This window comes from Agrobacterium sp. CG160-95, assembly GCF_053521725.1.
This window is the reverse complement of the sequence record NZ_JBNWDU010000002.1, coordinates 158,513-174,944: the sequence shown is the minus strand read 5'-3', so window position 1 is coordinate 174,944 and position 16,432 is coordinate 158,513. Positions and strand designations below refer to the sequence as shown.

General features: G+C 57.6%; 14 protein-coding genes. 10 read left to right on the top strand and 4 right to left on the bottom strand.

The window, feature by feature from the left end:
• Positions 1–81 precede the first annotated feature (81 nt).
• The 5 genes from omp10 to ACQZ63_RS07435 all read left to right on the top strand — a co-directional run bounded on the left by omp10 (position 82) and on the right by ACQZ63_RS07435 (position 5,577).
• The gene (omp10, locus tag ACQZ63_RS07455) at positions 82–456 is read left to right on the top strand and encodes an outer membrane lipoprotein Omp10 (protein ID WP_003511448.1); all 375 of its coding nucleotides are present in this window, start codon (positions 82–84) and stop codon (positions 454–456) included.
• A gap of 217 nt (positions 457–673) precedes the next feature.
• Positions 674–2,605, top strand: coding sequence for a 5'-nucleotidase C-terminal domain-containing protein (locus ACQZ63_RS07450; RefSeq protein WP_035199683.1), 1,932 nt, complete (start codon positions 674–676; stop codon positions 2,603–2,605).
• A gap of 357 nt (positions 2,606–2,962) precedes the next feature.
• Complete coding sequence (hemH, locus tag ACQZ63_RS07445) at positions 2,963–3,997, top strand: ferrochelatase (RefSeq protein ID WP_013761853.1); 1,035 nt, start codon at positions 2,963–2,965, stop codon at positions 3,995–3,997.
• Positions 3,998–4,057: 60 nt separating this feature from the next.
• A complete protein-coding gene (locus ACQZ63_RS07440) occupies positions 4,058–5,107 on the top strand; it encodes an SPFH domain-containing protein (protein WP_111801844.1) in 1,050 nt (349 codons plus the stop codon).
• A gap of 2 nt (positions 5,108–5,109) precedes the next feature.
• Positions 5,110–5,577, top strand: a complete 468-nt coding sequence (locus tag ACQZ63_RS07435) for an NfeD family protein (RefSeq protein WP_035199685.1) — start codon at positions 5,110–5,112, stop codon at positions 5,575–5,577.
• A 3-nt stretch (positions 5,578–5,580) separates the two neighbouring features.
• Here the strand turns inward: ACQZ63_RS07435 and ACQZ63_RS07430 are convergent, their stop codons facing one another.
• Both ACQZ63_RS07430 and ACQZ63_RS07425 read right to left on the bottom strand, forming a co-directional pair.
• A complete protein-coding gene (locus ACQZ63_RS07430) occupies positions 5,581–6,576 on the bottom strand; it encodes a KpsF/GutQ family sugar-phosphate isomerase (RefSeq protein ID WP_035199687.1) in 996 nt (331 codons plus the stop codon).
• Between the two features lie 60 nt (positions 6,577–6,636).
• Positions 6,637–7,002: a PAS domain-containing protein gene (locus ACQZ63_RS07425; protein WP_013761857.1), complete on the bottom strand. Its 366-nt coding sequence runs from the start codon at positions 7,000–7,002 to the stop codon at positions 6,637–6,639.
• Positions 7,003–7,406: 404 nt separating this feature from the next.
• Here ACQZ63_RS07425 and uppP point away from each other — a divergent pair, with 404 nt between their 5' ends.
• Positions 7,407–8,885: a polysaccharide biosynthesis protein UppP gene (gene uppP, locus ACQZ63_RS07420; RefSeq protein ID WP_111801845.1), complete on the top strand. Its 1,479-nt coding sequence runs from the start codon at positions 7,407–7,409 to the stop codon at positions 8,883–8,885.
• Positions 8,886–8,944: 59 nt separating this feature from the next.
• On the opposite strand, the gene galU is transcribed toward uppP, so the two are convergent.
• Positions 8,945–9,832: a UTP--glucose-1-phosphate uridylyltransferase GalU gene (gene galU, locus ACQZ63_RS07415; RefSeq protein WP_003511458.1), complete on the bottom strand. Its 888-nt coding sequence runs from the start codon at positions 9,830–9,832 to the stop codon at positions 8,945–8,947.
• Between the two features lie 195 nt (positions 9,833–10,027).
• Here galU and ACQZ63_RS07410 point away from each other — a divergent pair, with 195 nt between their 5' ends.
• From ACQZ63_RS07410 to ACQZ63_RS07395, 4 genes are all read left to right on the top strand, one after another.
• A complete protein-coding gene (locus ACQZ63_RS07410; RefSeq protein ID WP_003511460.1) occupies positions 10,028–11,251 on the top strand; it encodes a lytic murein transglycosylase in 1,224 nt (407 codons plus the stop codon).
• A 64-nt stretch (positions 11,252–11,315) separates the two neighbouring features.
• A complete protein-coding gene (locus ACQZ63_RS07405; RefSeq protein ID WP_013761862.1) occupies positions 11,316–12,551 on the top strand; it encodes an SGNH/GDSL hydrolase family protein in 1,236 nt (411 codons plus the stop codon).
• Positions 12,552–12,757: 206 nt separating this feature from the next.
• Entirely contained in the window at positions 12,758–13,432 is a 675-nt protein-coding gene (locus ACQZ63_RS07400) for a response regulator transcription factor (protein WP_111801846.1), read from the top strand.
• Positions 13,429–14,784 carry a sensor histidine kinase gene (locus ACQZ63_RS07395; protein ID WP_076845432.1) on the top strand — a complete coding sequence of 452 codons (1,356 nt, stop codon included), beginning with the start codon at positions 13,429–13,431 and terminating at the stop codon, positions 14,782–14,784. Before ACQZ63_RS07400 ends, ACQZ63_RS07395 begins: the two co-directional genes overlap by 4 nt.
• A 180-nt stretch (positions 14,785–14,964) precedes the next feature.
• On the opposite strand, the gene ACQZ63_RS07390 is transcribed toward ACQZ63_RS07395, so the two are convergent.
• The gene (locus tag ACQZ63_RS07390) at positions 14,965–16,419 is read right to left on the bottom strand and encodes a glutamate synthase subunit beta (RefSeq protein WP_111801847.1); all 1,455 of its coding nucleotides are present in this window, start codon (positions 16,417–16,419) and stop codon (positions 14,965–14,967) included.
• Positions 16,420–16,432: the final 13 nt, after the last annotated feature.

Sequence of the window (16,432 nt, the reverse complement as noted above, 5' to 3'; positions counted from 1 at the left end):
ACAACGTTGCCTTGAAATAAATAACGCTTCACGGCATGGTCGAAACATCAGGGTTTCATCGAATCGCAGGAGAACAGGCTCATGAACTTCAAGACAAGCGCTGCTTTGCTTTGTGCCGCAATCGCGGTGTCTTCATGCGTTGCGCCGGGTCCCTCCCAGCAGACGTCGATGGCACCCTCGCTTGCCCGCGGCCCGGCCGTGGATGGCCGCTGGATCGACCGCAACGGCATCGTATCGACATTCCAGAACGGTGCTTTCTCCACCCGTTCGACCGATACCAACACGCTTCTCGCATCCGGCACCTATGTTACGATTTCGCCGACGCTCTATGAGATCAACATGACGTCATTGGTGCGCAACACGCAATCGCGCGTCAACTGCGCGCTCGTCTCCCCGTCGCAACTGAATTGCACGACAGACAGCAACAGCCAGTTCTCGCTAACGCGTCAGGGCTGATAACACAGACTTTTCAATGGCATGAGCTTTTAAAACGCACGCCTCAAGCGTGCGTTTTGCTTTATTGCGCCACTGTCACAATTTCCGCTTGCGGCAGCTGCCGCTAAATGGAAACATCGCGCTTTGAAAGACTGACATACTTTCAGACTAGAGAATGAGCACGGCCTGATGATGATCGACCGGCCAAGGCTTCCGCTTTGAACAGGAGAGAGGGACCATGAAGAAAATTTTGAGACTGAGTATGCTGAGCGTTTCCGCGATAACGCTTTCAGCCGGAGCGGCTCTGGCCGACTACGAACTCAACATTCTTCACATTAACGATTTTCACTCCCGTATCGAATCGATCAATAAATTCGACTCGACCTGCTCAGCGGAAGAGGAAGGCAAAAACGAATGCTTTGGCGGCGCCGCGCGCCTCTTGACCGCAATCAACCAGACAAGGGACGCGCTCAAGGCTCAAGGCAAGAACGTTCTCCTGCTCAATGCCGGCGACAATTTTCAAGGCTCGCTGTTCTACACCACCTACAAGGGTACCGTTGAAGCCGAAGTGCTGAACGCCATGAAGTTCGACGCCATGACCGTCGGCAACCATGAATTCGACGATAGCGAAGACGGGCTTGCGGGCTTCCTCGACAAGGTTCAGTTTCCGGTCGTGACCGCCAATGTGGTTGCCAGCGCCGCCTCGAAAATCGGCGATCGCGTCAAGCCGTCCATCGTCCTTGAAGTCGGCGGCCAGAAAATCGGTATTGTCGGCGCTGTCGCCAACGACACGGCGGAACTTGCGACCCCCGGCCCCAACATCACCATTGCGGAAGATGTCGCGAAAATCAGCGAACAGGTGCAGAAGCTGAAAGGCGAGGGTGTCAACAAGATCATTGCCCTGACCCATGTCGGATATCCGCGCGACCTCGAATTCATCGCGAAAATCCCGGATGTGGACGTCGTTGTCGGCGGCCACTCGCATACGTTGCTCTCCAACACCGATCAGAAGGCCGAAGGGCCTTATCCGACACTCGTCGACAATCCCGGCGGCTACAAGGTTCCGGTCGTTCAGGCAGGGCAATACAGCAAATACCTGGGTGACCTGCGCGTCGTCTTCGATGACAGCGGCGTGGTCAAGGAAAGCAAGGGCGATCCGATCCTGATCGATTCATCCTTCAAACCCGACGAAGCAACGCTCAAGCGTATCGATGAACTGAAAGCACCAATCGAGGCGTTGAAATCGAAGGTCGTCGGCACTTCGGAAGGCCCGATCGAAGGTGACCGCAAGGTTTGCCGCGTCAAAGAATGCTCTATGGGTAATCTGGTAGCGGATGCGACCCTGGCCCGCGTCAAGGATCAGGGCGTCACCATCGCTTTCGCAAATAGCGGTGGCCTGCGCTCCTCCATCGATAGCGGCGATGTCTCGATGGGCGAAGTCCTGACGGTTCTGCCGTTCCAGAACACGGTCGCGACTTTCCAGCTGAAGGGCGAGGATATTCGCGCTGCCCTCGAAAACGGCGTCAGCCAGATCGACGATGGCGCAGGTCGTTTCATGCAGGTTTCAGGCATGAAATATTCCTTCGACCGCTCCAAGCCGGCCGGCAGCCGTGTTACTGCGGTCGAGGTCAAGGAGGGCGACGCTTTCGTGCCTCTCGACCCGGCAAAGACCTACACTGTTGCGGCGAATAATTACGTTCGCACCGGCGGCGATGGCTTCAAGGTATTCGCGACCAAGGCGATCAACGCCTATGACTTCGGCCCCAACCTCGAAGAGGCTGTAGCTGCATATATTACGGCCAACAGCCCCTATAAGCCCTTCACGGACGGCCGCATCACTGAAGTGACGCCTGCCGGTTATGTAGCTCCGGCAAAGCCCGCTGCACCAGCGCCTGCCGCAACAGCACCGGCGGCAACTGCAACCGCTCCGGCCGCCACACCGGCCCCGGCTCCCACAGCACCTGCCGCGACCGCACCTGCCACCACCACGCCGGCAGCGGCCGCGGCTGCCGCCAGCAAATATGTTGTCGCAAAGGGCGATTCGCTCTGGAAGATCGCGGCGGAGAAGTATGGCGACGGTGCCCTTTGGACCAGGATTGCCAAGGCAAACACGCTGAAGCATCCGAACCATATCGAGATCGGCGAGGAACTGGAGGTTCCGGCTCAATAAGCCGCGAACACATACAGACAGGGCAATTTGCCGCAGATGGGAAGCCGGCCTCGCACCATGAGGCCGGCTTCTTATTTTCCCTTTAAAAACAGATCATTACAGGCTGCGTTTTATCAAAAGACAATGCGTTCGTTACCGCACCTCGGAAATCACCTCCGCAGGTGGTTCAATCCTTACAAATTTCGTCTAGAACACGTGAACAAATTGACGGCACGAGCATATAGCTTGAGCATTTCCGGCAAAACCGCGTCACGGTTTGCGTCCGGCCATGTATAAAAACAAAAAATGGAGCGTTTCCGCCCTTTATCCCAAACGGAAACGTTCTCACGCAACCAGTACGAGTTCAGGGTGTCATTCATGACGACAGAATTATCCGCACTTCCCGTAGACCATCCCCGCGTAAGATTTGGCAAGGTCGGCGTTCTGCTTGTCAATCTTGGCACGCCGGATGGTACGGACTATTGGCCGATGCGCCGTTATCTGGCGGAATTTCTGAGCGACAAACGCGTCATCGAATGGTCGCGCCTCTACTGGTATCCGATCCTGTACGGCATCGTCCTCAACAAGCGCCCGCAGAAGGTCGGCAAGGCCTATGAGGCAATCTGGAACCGCGATCGCAACGAAAGCTATCTGCGCACCTATACCCGCAGCCAGGGCGAACTAATGGCACAGGCGCTGAAGGATTTGCCCAATGTCGTCGTTGACTGGGCCATGCGCTACGGCCAGCCTTCCATCGCCTCGAAAATCGACGCGCTGAAGGAGCAGGGATGCGAGAAAATCCTGCTATTCCCGCTCTATCCGCAATATGCCGCATCGACCACGGCGACGGTGAACGACAAGGCTTTCGAACATCTGATGAAGCTGCGCTGGCAGCCCGCCATCCGCACCGTTCCGCCCTATCATGACGATCCTGCCTATATCGAGGGGCTTGCCGCCTCCGTGAAAAACCATCTGGCAACGCTGGACTGGGAACCGGAGATGCTGATCACCTCCTTCCACGGCATTCCGCAATCCTACTTCAGGAAGGGCGATCCCTATTATTGCCACTGCCAGAAGACCGCCCGTCTGCTGAAGGAAGCGCTGGGACGGACCGAGAAGAACTTCATGATCACCTTCCAGTCGCGTTTTGGGCCAGAAGAATGGCTGCAGCCCTATACCGACAAGACCATGGAAAAGCTGGCATCCGAGGGCATCAAGCGCATCGCCGTCATGAACCCCGGTTTCGTATCGGATTGTCTTGAAACGCTGGAGGAAATTGCCGGTGAGGCCGGAGAAATCTTCCTGCACAATGGCGGCGAGAAATTCACCCACATCCCGTGTCTCAACGACAGCGTAGAGGGTATGACAGTTCTCGAAAAGGTTGTACGACAAGAGTTGCAAGGTTGGGTGTAATCTTGCCATAACGATGCGGGTGTAAGATCCCAAAAGGTTGTGGTGCTGGAGGAAGAAGTGATGATTGCATTGGGCGGTTTCGATATCGTCGTCATAGCGGCGGTTGTTTTGGTCATTCTGGTGCTCTTTGCCGGCATCAAGACCGTACCGCAGGGACATCGCTACACGGTTGAACGGTTCGGGCGCTACACCCGCACACTCGAGCCGGGCCTCAACCTCATCGTGCCGTTCTTCGAAAGCATCGGTTCGAAGATGAATGTGATGGAGCAGGTTCTGCATATACCGACACAGGAAGTTATCACCCGCGATAATGCCAGTGTCTCGGCTGATGCCGTCACTTTCTATCAGGTCCTCAATGCCGCACAGGCCGCTTACCAGATTACCAATCTGGAAATGGCGATTGAAAACCTCACCATGACCAACATCCGCTCGGTAATGGGCTCGATGGATCTCGATGAGTTATTGTCGAACCGTGATGCCATCAACGATCGCCTGCTGCGCGTGGTGGACGAGGCGGTGGGACCATGGGGTATCAAGGTCACGCGCATCGAGATAAAAGATATCGCGCCGCCGAAAGATCTCGTCGATTCCATGGCTAGGCAGATGAAGGCGGAGCGTGAAAAACGCGCGCAGGTGCTGGAGGCCGAGGGCGCCCGCAATGCTCAGATTCTGCGCGCAGAGGGCGCAAAACAATCTGCCATTCTCGAGGCGGAAGGCCAGCGCGAAGCGGCGTTCCGCGATGCCGAGGCCCGCGAGCGTCTGGCCGAGGCCGAAGCCAACGCCACCCGCATGGTGTCGGAAGCCATCGCTGCCGGCAATGTCCACGCGATCAATTACTTCGTTGCCCAGAAATATACCGAAGCGCTCTCCAGTATCGGTACCGCCAAAAACTCGAAAATCGTGTTGATGCCGATGGAGGCGTCTGCGTTGATCGGCTCGCTCGGCGGCATAGGGGCAATCGCCCGTGACGTTTTCGGCGACAAGGGCGATGCACCAACGGCGCCTGCCGTCCCCGCATCTTCCCGCTCGGTGCCGCCGTCGCGGCCTTCGGCCCAGGCCATCAACGTGACAATTCCCGGTAATCCCTTCGGCTCTTCATCGGGGAAGTGACGATGCTGCAACGGCTTGCCACGGAACTGGGACCATGGAGCTGGTGGATTGCCGGCTTCATTCTGCTGGCTGCCGAGCTGGTCGCTCCGGGCGTGTTTCTGATCTGGATTGGCATTGCCGCGCTGGTGATCGGCGCGCTCTCCCTGCTGTTCTGGGATGCCGCATTCTGGGCGTGGCAATTGCAACTGGTGCTGTTTGCCGCCCTCTCCATCGCCTTCGCCCTGCTTGGCAGGAAATATTTCGGCAAAAACCGTGAGGCAAGCGACGAACCCTTCCTCAATCAGCGGGAAGCCAGCCTTGTTGGCCGCACAGCGACCCTGCAGGAGCCGGTTGTCGAAGGGCGCGGCCGCATAAGGCTGGACGATACCTGGTGGTCCGTTAACGGTGAGGACATGCCAGCAGGAACACGTGTCAGGATCGCAGCTGCGCGTGGCCGCACCCTGACAATAGAGCCGCTCGACCGCTCATAGCGATCAGGCCACACCGATTCTCAACAGATCGTGGAAATGCACCAGCCCTATCGGCCGGTTATCGTCATCAACGACGATCAGCGCACCGATGTGGAATTTTTCCAGCGTCGCGAGAGCGCTGGTCGCCAGCACCGATTTTTTGACCGTTTTCGGAGTACGGGTCATGATGTCGTCCACCGTCAATTCAGCGAGGTTGCGCGACAGGTTGCGCGCCATATCGCCCTCGGTGACGATGCCACACAGACGGCCATCCTCGTCCAGAATACCGACGCAGCCGAAATGCTTGCGGGAAAGAACACTGACTGCTTCCGGCATGGAAGTTCCCTTGCCGACTAGCGGCACCCGGTCGCCGGTATGCATGATATCGCTGACCAGCGTAAGGCCCGCGCCCAGTTTGCCGCCGGGGTGAAACACCTTGAAATCACCGGCAGTGAAATTGCGTGCTTCCAGAAGCGCAACGGCAAGGGCATCGCCAAGTGCCAGCTGCATCAATGTGGAGGTGGTAGGCGCAAGACCGAGCGGGCAGGCTTCCTGTTCATTGGGAACCAGAAGCACGATATCGGCTGCCTTCGCCAGCGATGCACTCTCCGAACAGGTAAGTGCAATCAGCGGGATGGAGAAACGGCGCGAATAGTTGATGATGCTACGCAGCTCTGAACTTTCACCGCCTTTGGAGATCGCCAGCACCACATCATCGCCGCCGATCATGCCCAGATCGCCGTGGTTGGCCTCTGCCGCATGCACGAAAAATGCAGGCGTTCCGGTGGAGGCGAAGGTGGCCGCGAGCTTGGCGCCTATGTGGCCGCTTTTACCAACACCGGTGATGATGAGGCGGCCATTAGACTGGCCGATCGTCTCGATCGCCTTGCAGAAAGGTTCGGAAAGCCCGTTTTTGAGGGCCTCTTCAAGAGCGGCAAGGCCAGCCCTCTCCATCGAAATCGTCCGCACGGCGGATTCAATCGCATTGTCTTCAACCAGTTTGACGGCTCTCGTAATCATGGCCGACTGTTACTATTTCAACCGGAATAAGTCCACTCTACAGCCGAAAATCGCCGCTCTTTAGTGGCGCAGGTTCGGCGGAGAAATCTCCTCCATCGTTCCCATCCGCTTGAAAGGGATGTTCTCTTCATCGACCAGATATCGCCCTACTGTCCTTATCCACGAGATAGAGCCGTCATCACGGCGCACGGCATATTCCTGATGGTAAAAGCTGGCGGCCTTGAGCGTCGTGAGCGCAGTTTCGATCACATGATTGCGATGGCCGATATCCACTTTTTCGAGCATCTGAAAAATGCTGATGCCCTGCATCGCCTGCCGCAAAGGAATGCCCAAGAGTTCAGCGCAGACTTCGTCTAGATAGAATCGGTCATTGGTAATATCCCAGCAATAAAAACCGACCTGCTTGACGTTCAAAACGGGATTCATGAAACGACGCTGTGACACAAAATAAAAATCAATTGGATTGCTAAAATAAAACGGATGAGTTCCACCCAATCATAGGGCGATTCCGTATCAAAATGAAACGTTTAAATCTGATCATATTCGAAATATTGGGCATCTCGGCAAATTTTCTTCAGTCGCGGTGCCGAAGCGGCCAGATCGAACGAGGAAGCCCCCCAGCTTTGCCACAGCCACAGATGTGGTGAAATCGGGGAGGTCTTTATCAACTGTTAACCATAAAAATCCTATTGTTAAAGCGATATTAAAACTTGCGTCGCGTGTCTGGTCTCTTGGTCGTCCACTTCATCTGTCTGCCGCTCATTCGGCTTCAGGAAATGCTGAGACGAACTTTCGATCCGACATGGGCCAAATGCGCCGGGTGAAGAGGAATGATTGTGAAGGGCACCGCCACACGTCTGCCGACGTCGCGGAAAGCAGCAACCCTGCTGCTGCTTGCCTGTACGCTTCTCTACACCCCGGGAACTGTTTTCGCGCAAACAGCGGCCACGCGGCTGCCGGTCGCAGTTCCATCCGGCGATTCAACGCCGGCCGAGAACCCGACAACGACAACTGAAAACGAGGCAAGCACGGTGCGAGCAGCACCGCCACAGCAACTATGGCGCCCCTCGAATAATCCGGGCGACCCGATTTCCGAACAGCGGGAAGAAGCGGGCCAGCCTTATGCCGACGCGGAAAACCCATATGAGCCAACGGTAGACGGCGGTGAAAACCCGCAAAGAGCCACCGAACCCGGACAAACCCCCGGTATCCGGCTCGGTACATTCCTGCTGCGGCCTTCGATCAGCCAGACGATCAATACGGAAAAGCAGACGAACACCGGCGGCCCTTCCAGACGTAACTACCTAACGACAGGTATTCGCGGCACACTAACCAGCGACTGGTCCCGCCATGCGCTGACTGTAACAGGCGATGGAGCCTGGGAGAAAAATTTCGGCAGCAAGAATGGTGAAGAGCCGAGGGCGCGGATAGAAGCCGATCTGCGCCTCGATCTCGGCGAAGAAACGACGGCTAATCTCAAGGCGGGTTACGAATTCAGTCGTGAAGGCACTACGGACCCCAACGCTTTGACTGGCGCTGCCGTGCAGGGCGGAGAACACCGTTTCACGACCGGCGCATCGATCCAACGGGATTTCGGCAAGCTGCGCGGGCTAGCGGCGCTCGATCTGTCGCGTACGGTCTACACGGATGCAAAGGGCATAAACGGCCAGCCGATCAGTCTTAGCGATCGCGACCAGAACGGCGCGAACCTGCGCGGCCGTATCGGCTACGAATTGTCACCGGCCCTGATCCCGTTCCTCGAATTGAACGCGGGAACGACCAAATATGACAGGCGCCTGGACAATACCGGTTACGCACGGTCCTCGAATTCCTACGGCGCCAAAATTGGAGCCGAGGTCGATCTTGGCGAGAAGACCCGCGGCGAGGCCGCCATCGGCTATCTACGTAAACAATATGACGACGACCGCATCGCTTCCATCGGCGCGCTGACACTGGACGGCGAACTGAACTGGTCGCCGCAGCGCGGCACCAACGTCAATCTTGGCCTGCGCACGACGATAGAGGATTTCGCCGGCGGACCACAGGGCGGCTGGATTTCCTATCGGCTGGATGCCGGGCTGACCCATGAATTGCGCAGCAATCTGGTCGCGCGGCTGACCGGGCAGATCGTGCACCGGACATTTCCCTCCTCCGATATCGAGGATGCCGTGGAATACACCGCAGGCGCTGGCTTGACCTGGGGGCTGAACCGCTATCTCGATCTGACGGCGGACGTTAGTTATCAGTGGACGCCAATTTATGACAGCAACGAACTGCGCGTCGGCGCGGGGCTTGTCCTGAAACGATAACGTTGCCCCAAACAGAAATCCCGGCGCGAAGGCCGGGATCCCGTTGTCCAGTTGGTAAATTACTTCAGTCCGTCGATAAGAGCCTTGATCGGCTCCTCGATTGCGGGGCGGATGTCAGCGCGTTCGAGCGCGAAAGCAACGTTGGCAAGAATGAAACCGTCCTTGGCGCCGCAATCGAACGTCTGCCCGCGGAAATGATAGCCAGCGAATTCCTGGGACTTGGCAAGCGTCAACATGCCGTCCGTCAGCTGGATTTCGTTGCCGGCGCCCCGTTCCTGATTTTCCAGAATGTCGAAAATCTCAGGCTGAAGGATGTAGCGACCGTTGATGTAGAAATTCGAAGGTGCCGTACCCTTGGCAGGCTTCTCGACCATTTCAGTGATCTTGAAACCCTCGCCCACGGCGTTACCCACGCCGACGATGCCGTATTTATGCGTCTGATCGGGAGCGCATTCCTGCACCGCGATGACGTTGCCGGCGGTCTGGTCATAAAGTTCGACCATGCCCTTGAGGCAGCTTTTCTGTGAATGCATGATCATATCAGGCAGCAGCACGGCGAAAGGTTCGTCGCCGACGATATCACGCGCACACCAGACCGCATGGCCAAGACCAAGCGGCACCTGCTGACGCGTGAAGCTTGCCGTGCCCGCCTTGGGCAGAAGGCCGGCCAGCAATGTAAGCTCGGCATTCTTGTTGCGCTCGCGCAGCATTTGTTCGAGTTCAAATTGAATATCAAAATAATCTTCAATCACCGCCTTGCCGCGGCCGGTGACAAATACAAAATGCTCGATGCCCGCTTCCGCCGCCTCGTCGACGACGTATTGAATGACCGGCTTGTCAACGACAGTGAGCATTTCTTTCGGAACCGCCTTGGTTGCGGGCAGGAAACGCGTACCCAGACCTGCGACCGGAAATACGGCCTTCCGAATTTTCTTATGTTCTACCACATATCCCTCCTGAGAGATAAAACTTGATCACAATCCCCGCACAGTGTTGTTATTTCAAAAATAACAACGTTTTGTAAAGGGTGACGCTACCATCTATTAATGGTAAAGAATTTGTTGACATTCTTTTGTTATGCATGACGACGCCCGATGCGTTTTCGCAATCGAAATGATATTCGAGAGAACGAAAGACTGACGATGACAAAGATGATCCTTTCAAATGTCCGCAAATTCGGCTGCATGATGGTTGCAGGTCTGGCGATCTCGCTGGCCCCCGTCTCGGCCCGGGCCGATGCTGGGTTCAAGCAGTGGATCAACCAGTTCTACGCAACAGCCGCGAAAGAAGGCATTAGCAAGGCGACCTACCAGAAAGCCTTTGCTGGTGTCAGCGAGCCGGATCCGGATGCGCTGCGCAAGGCGACCTTCCAGCCGGAATTCACCACCCAGATCTGGGATTATCTCGATTCCCGCGTCAACCCCTATACGGTGCGCATCGGCCGCGAGATGAAGATGAAGCACGCGACGACGCTCAACTGGATCGAGCGCAACTTCAACGTCGACAAACATATCATTCTCGCCATCTGGTCGATGGAATCGAATTACGGCGCGGTTCTCGAAAAGCCGGAGCGCCTGCACAATATTCCGCAGGCACTGGCCACGCTCGCCTATTCCGACCCCAAACGCGCCAAGTTCGCGCGCACGCAATTGATCGCCGCACTCAAAATCCTGCAGGCAGGCGATGTCACGCCCAAGCAGCTGACGGGTTCCTGGGCGGGGGCAATGGGCCATACCCAGTTCATTCCGACCAGCTACCTGCTCTATGCTGTCGATGCGGACGGCAACGGTAAGCGCGACATCTGGCACTCGGTTCCGGACGCGCTGGCGACGGCCGCCAATCTACTCGCCAAGAATGGCTGGGAACCCGGCCGGACCTGGGGTTACGAAACAGCCGTGCCGCGTGGCGGCGCCCGTTATGAGGGGCAGACGAAGTCCATTGCGGAATGGACCAAGCTTGGCTTTGCCCGCCCGAACGGCAAGAATTTCACCCGCGGCTCCGATCGCGCCATGCTGAAACTGCAGGGTGGGGCAAATGGTCCAGGTTTCCTGATGATGAAAAACTTCTTCACCATCAAGAAATACAACGCATCCGACAGCTATGCGCTGGCCGTTGGCCTGCTTGCTGACGAGATCGCCGGTTATGGCGGCATGCAGCAGAAATGGCCGCGTCCAGACGGCACGCTGGATATTCGTGAAAAATTCGAACTCCAGACCCGCATGAAAGAACTTGGCTATTACGATGGCGAAGTCGATGGCAATTTCGGCTCCGGCTCGAAGGCGGCGATCAGCGCCATCCAGTCGCGCATGGGCCTCGAAACCGACGGTCAGCCGTCGCAGCGATTGCTGAGAGCACTGCGGAATTGATAATATGCCGGTGAATTCGGCGGCGGTCTTCAACGCCGCCGAAGTATCCGGAAGGATCGATGTCATGAGTAGGAAACCTGCGGCGAAAAGCACAAGTACGGGCTGGCGCATCTGCGCCACCATTCTTTGTGCTGTCTTGTGCACGCCGCTTGTCCCTTCGCAAACCTTCGCCCAGGAACAGCGACGCACCCTGTTCGAAATGCTGTTTGGCCGGCCCGTGGGCCGGGAGGACACGCCAGGCCGCGAATACCAGCCCCGCAGTCGCCGGGATTTCCCGGCTGCCCCGCGTGAAAAATCAGTCACCCGCCCGCAACCCGCAAGAAAAGCGCCTTCGGTGGTTCAGATGCGAACCATAAAACCGGAGCCGACCGCCAAGCTTGAAAATGCCAGGCGTGTTCTGGTCGTCGGTGATTTTCTGGCCGGTGGCATGGGGGAAGAATTGGTCAATGCCTTCGCCAGCTCTCCGGGAATTTCGGTCGATGTGCGCGCGAATGGTTCTTCGGGCCTCGTACGCACGGACTATTACGACTGGTTCGCCAATCTGCCGCAGTTCATAACCGAAACAAATCCCGCCACGATCGTCATCATGATGGGATCGAACGATCGCCAGCAGATGCAGATCGGCGATACCAGGGAAAAATTTGGCACCGATGTCTGGTTCAAGGAATATGAGCGGCGGATCGATGAACTTCTGACCCTTGCCGGCCGCCCGAAGGTGCCGCTGCTGTGGGTTGGCCTGCCGGCCTTCCAGTCAACCTCACTCTCGGCCGATCTCGTCGGCTTCAACCGGCTTTATCGCAGCCATATCGAAAAATACGGCGGCGAATTCGTCGATGTCTGGGACGGCTTTGTCGACGAGGCCGGTAAATTTGTCATCACCGGCTACGACATGAACGGGCAGCAGGCCCGTCTGCGTGAGGCAGATGGCGTCGGCATGACGCAGGCCGGCAAACGCAAGCTTGCTTTTTACGTCGAGAAATTCGTGCGCAGGCACCTCGACAGCGCCGGACCGGACCTCGTGAAACTGGACGGCAGCAATTTGCCTGCACTCACCTCCCTGCCCGCGCTTGGCATCGACGCGGGACAGGTGCGCACCCAGCCGATCAGCCTGACCGATCCGAACCTCGATGGCGGTGACAAGCTGCTTGGCGATGTCCCTTCGACGGCCGTATCGACACGTGTCTCGGTGGTGGAATCGCCACGCGAACGGCTGACCAAGCGGGGTGAGATGGCCGATGCACCGGCGGGTCGTATCGATGACTACCGGATTGTCCCGGATACTGCTCAGGCCAGACAGTAGCCACTTCTCCGCCGTCGCTACGGCTCGAACCGGCGTAATGTTGAGGCAACCCGGCAATGGCAGGATAAATTCAGCTTTGCAGCAAATGCGGGGTCGGCCAATTGCCCTCCCCTGCCCGCGTCTTACTGCACGGTGATATTTATCCGATGCCCCCGCGCCCCTTCCTCTCCGGGAAGGCGCACGCCAGACACTGCCGAGAACAATTCATGCGCCTGCTGCTTGTTGAAGACGAACGCGAAATGGCAGCAGCCCTTTCCGCCGCCCTGCACCGGTTCGATATCATCGTGGACAATGTCGGCACGCTCGATCTTGCCCGGCATGCGATCATGGACGGTGTTCACGATCTTGTCGTACTCGACCGGCAATTGCCCGATGGCGATGGCATCCAGCTTATAGAAGATCTGCGTCTGCTGCCCGTCACACCGCCCGTCATCGTGCTGACCGCGCAAGGCACGCTTGCGGATCGGGTGAACGGCCTGAACCTTGGTGCGGACGATTATCTAGCCAAGCCCTTCGCTGTCGAGGAACTCCTTGCTCGCATCCGCGCCCTGATGCGCCGGCCGGCCGGCAGCGTGACGATGACGGCGAAACTGGGCAAGCTGGAATTTTGCTTCGAAACCCGTGAAGTCCGCATCAAGGGAGAGTTTATTGCCCTGACCAGACGCGAATTGCTGATCCTTGAGGCCCTGTTGCGTCGGCAGGGCAGAACGGTGCTGCGATCGGTACTGGAAGAGGCGGTTTATAATTTCGACGATGAAATCCAGTCGAATGCGCTTGATTCCCATATCTCCCGTCTGCGCCGCAAATTGCAGGCAGCGGATGCGGGTCTGGAGGTTCACGGTATTCGCGGCGTCGGTTATCTGCTGAGGGCGGCCTCATGAAATCGGCCGGAAGGAAATCGCTCAAGCGACGCCTGACCATTCAATTGCTGCTTTTCCAGATCGGCAGCCTTTTCATCGTCACTGCCGCCTTCGTCGCTTACCTGTCCAGCGGCGCCTCGGGCAGCGCCCTTCTCAGCCCGGCAGCGGCCCAGATTACAGCCAATGCCATCATGCGTGACAAGGATGGCCGGCTGATGCTTGACGAAACAAATGAATTTGTCGAGCTGCGCGACAGCATGCCCGGTTTCTGGTTCGTTGCGGTCAGCGAGAAAGGTGAGATCGTGCAGGGTGGGCCGGTGCCTGAGGCCTTTAGCAACATGGATCAACAGCTTAGCGACGTCAAAGTGTCGGACGTACGCGATGCGGCATTGTCCTACTCCTATCTTGCTGTCTTGCGAATCGCCGTCGTGCGTCGTGCATCGGGACCGGCGGGCGAATTCGTTATGGTCGGCAAGGGCGGAGCCTTCAGTATGGCATTCCCCGTCCTACTGTTCTCCAACATACTGATCATGCCGATCCTCCTTATCATGTCCATTGTGACAATCGTGACCATTCCATGGATCATCCGTCGGGAATTTTTCGCACTTTCCGCTATTGCGCGAACGGCGGAAAGCATCGACATCGACAAGCGCGGATATCGATTGCCGGATGGCGATATTCCATGGGAGGTGCAGCCGCTCGTGCATGCCGTCAACGGCGCGCTGAAACGTCTGGACGATGGTTACGAGCGGCACAAGCGGTTCATTCTCGACGCCGCCCATGAATTGCGGACCCCTGTCGCCATTCTCCAGACCCGTGTCGAAACGTTGCTGGACGGACCGGACCGGAGCCGGATATTAGCCGATGCCAGCCGCATCGCCGTGCTTGCCGAACAGTTGCTCGATCTGCAACGACTTGGCGGGCAAAAGGCGCCGCTTATTCCACTAGATCTTGTTGGCCTCTGCCGGTCTGTCGTCGCTGATATGGCGCCGCTTGCAATCTCTCAAGGCTACGAACTTTCGTTCGAGCCGGACGAAGAGCCGATCCTCGCCCTTGCCGATGACGCCTCGCTGCAACGCGCCCTGATGAACGTCGTGCAAAACGCCATCGAACATGGCGGTAATCGCGGAACGATCACCATAAAAGTGGGGGCCAACCGCGTGATCGACATATCCGACGAAGGCAACGGAATTCCCGAAGAGGACCGGGAAGCCGTGTTTGACGCATTTCACCGGTTGATACCGAAGGATCGCGGTACCGGGCTCGGTCTCAATCTCGTGCAGGAAATCGTCCGCTACCATGGAGGGGAGATCACCATCAGTGATTCCCCATCCGGCGGCGCCTCCTTCCGTATCAGCCTTCCCTATTGCTGACACGAACCCCGTCTTCGGAAGCACGTAATGTCATTGCAATTCTCAGGCGCGATATGTTGCCGTCCCCCTGAATGCGACACCTCCATCGCGTTTCGGTTCTCCAGTCAAACGAAAGGCCTGTTGTGAAATACAACAGGCCTTTTTGTTTTCGTTACGACGGCTTGCGCCGCGTCAACCCGCTCAGCGCGGAAGGACGGTTGCGCCCATCAGCTCTTCGTCAATAGCACGTGCCGCCTGCCGGCCTTCGCGGATTGCCCAGACCACCAGCGACTGGCCACGGCGAACGTCGCCTGCCGCCCACAGCTTGTCGACCGAGGTCTTGTAGTCCGTTTCGTTGGCGATCACATTGGTGGAGCCGCGACGATCGGTGTTGAGCGAGAGCTTGCCATCCATTTCCTTCAGCACGCTATCGGTGAAAGGACCGGAAAAACCGATGGCGATGAAGGCAAGATCAGCCTTGATGATGAATTCCGTACCGGCAATGGGCTTGCGCCGGTCGTCCACCTGACAGCACTTCACACCCGTCAAAACGCCGTCTTCACCAACGAATTCAAGCGTGGCAACCTGGAACTCGCGAACGGCACCTTCTGCCTGCGAAGAAGAGGTGCGCATTTTCGTTGCCCAGAAGGGCCATACGGCGAGCTTGTCTTCCTTTTCCGGCGGCATCGGGCGGATATCGAGCTGTGTGACTTTAACCGCACCCTGACGGAACGCCGTGCCGACGCAGTCAGACGCCGTATCGCCACCGCCGACGACGACGACATGCTTGCCGCCGGCGAGGATCGGATCGGCCGGCCAGCCGATGCTGTCGATGTTTTCGCGGCCAACGCGGCGGTTCTGCTGCACGAGATAGGGCATGGCGTCGTAAACGCCATTGAAATCGGCGCCACCGATGCCGGCCGGGCGCGGGGTTTCCGAACCGCCGCAATAAAGAACCGCATCGTGATCAGCCAGAAGCGCTTCGACCGTTACATCCACGCCGACGTTGACGCCGCAATGGAAGCTAACACCTTCACCCTTGATCTGCTCGACACGGCGGTCGATGAAGTTCTTCTCCATCTTGAAATCCGGAATACCGTAACGCAGCAAACCGCCGGGCTTTGATTCACGCTCGTAAACGTGGACCTCATGACCGGCGCGGCCAAGCTGCTGCGCTGCCGCCATGCCGGAAGGACCGGAACCGATGATGGCGACCTTCTTGCCGGTGTGGATCGTCGCCGGCTTCGGCACGATAAAGCCCAGCTCGTAGGCCTTGTCGGCAATCGCCTGCTCGACGGTCTTGATGGCGACCGGCGCATCCTCGAGGTTCAGCGTGCAGGCTTCCTCGCAGGGTGCCGGACAGACGCGGCCGGTGAATTCCGGGAAGTTGTTGGTGGAATGGAGGTTGCGGATCGCCTCTTCCCAATTGTTGTTATAAACCAGATCGTTCCAGTCGGGGATCTGGTTGTGCACGGGACAGCCCGTCGGGCCGTGACAGTAGGGAATGCCGCAGTCCATGCAGCGCGCCGCCTGCTTCTGTACCTCGGCATCCGACATCGGAATGGTGAATTCGCGGAAATGGCGGATACGGTCCGATGCGGGCTGATACTTGCCCACCTGCCGGTCGATCTCAAGAAAACCTGTAACCTTGCCCACGTTTATGTCCTCA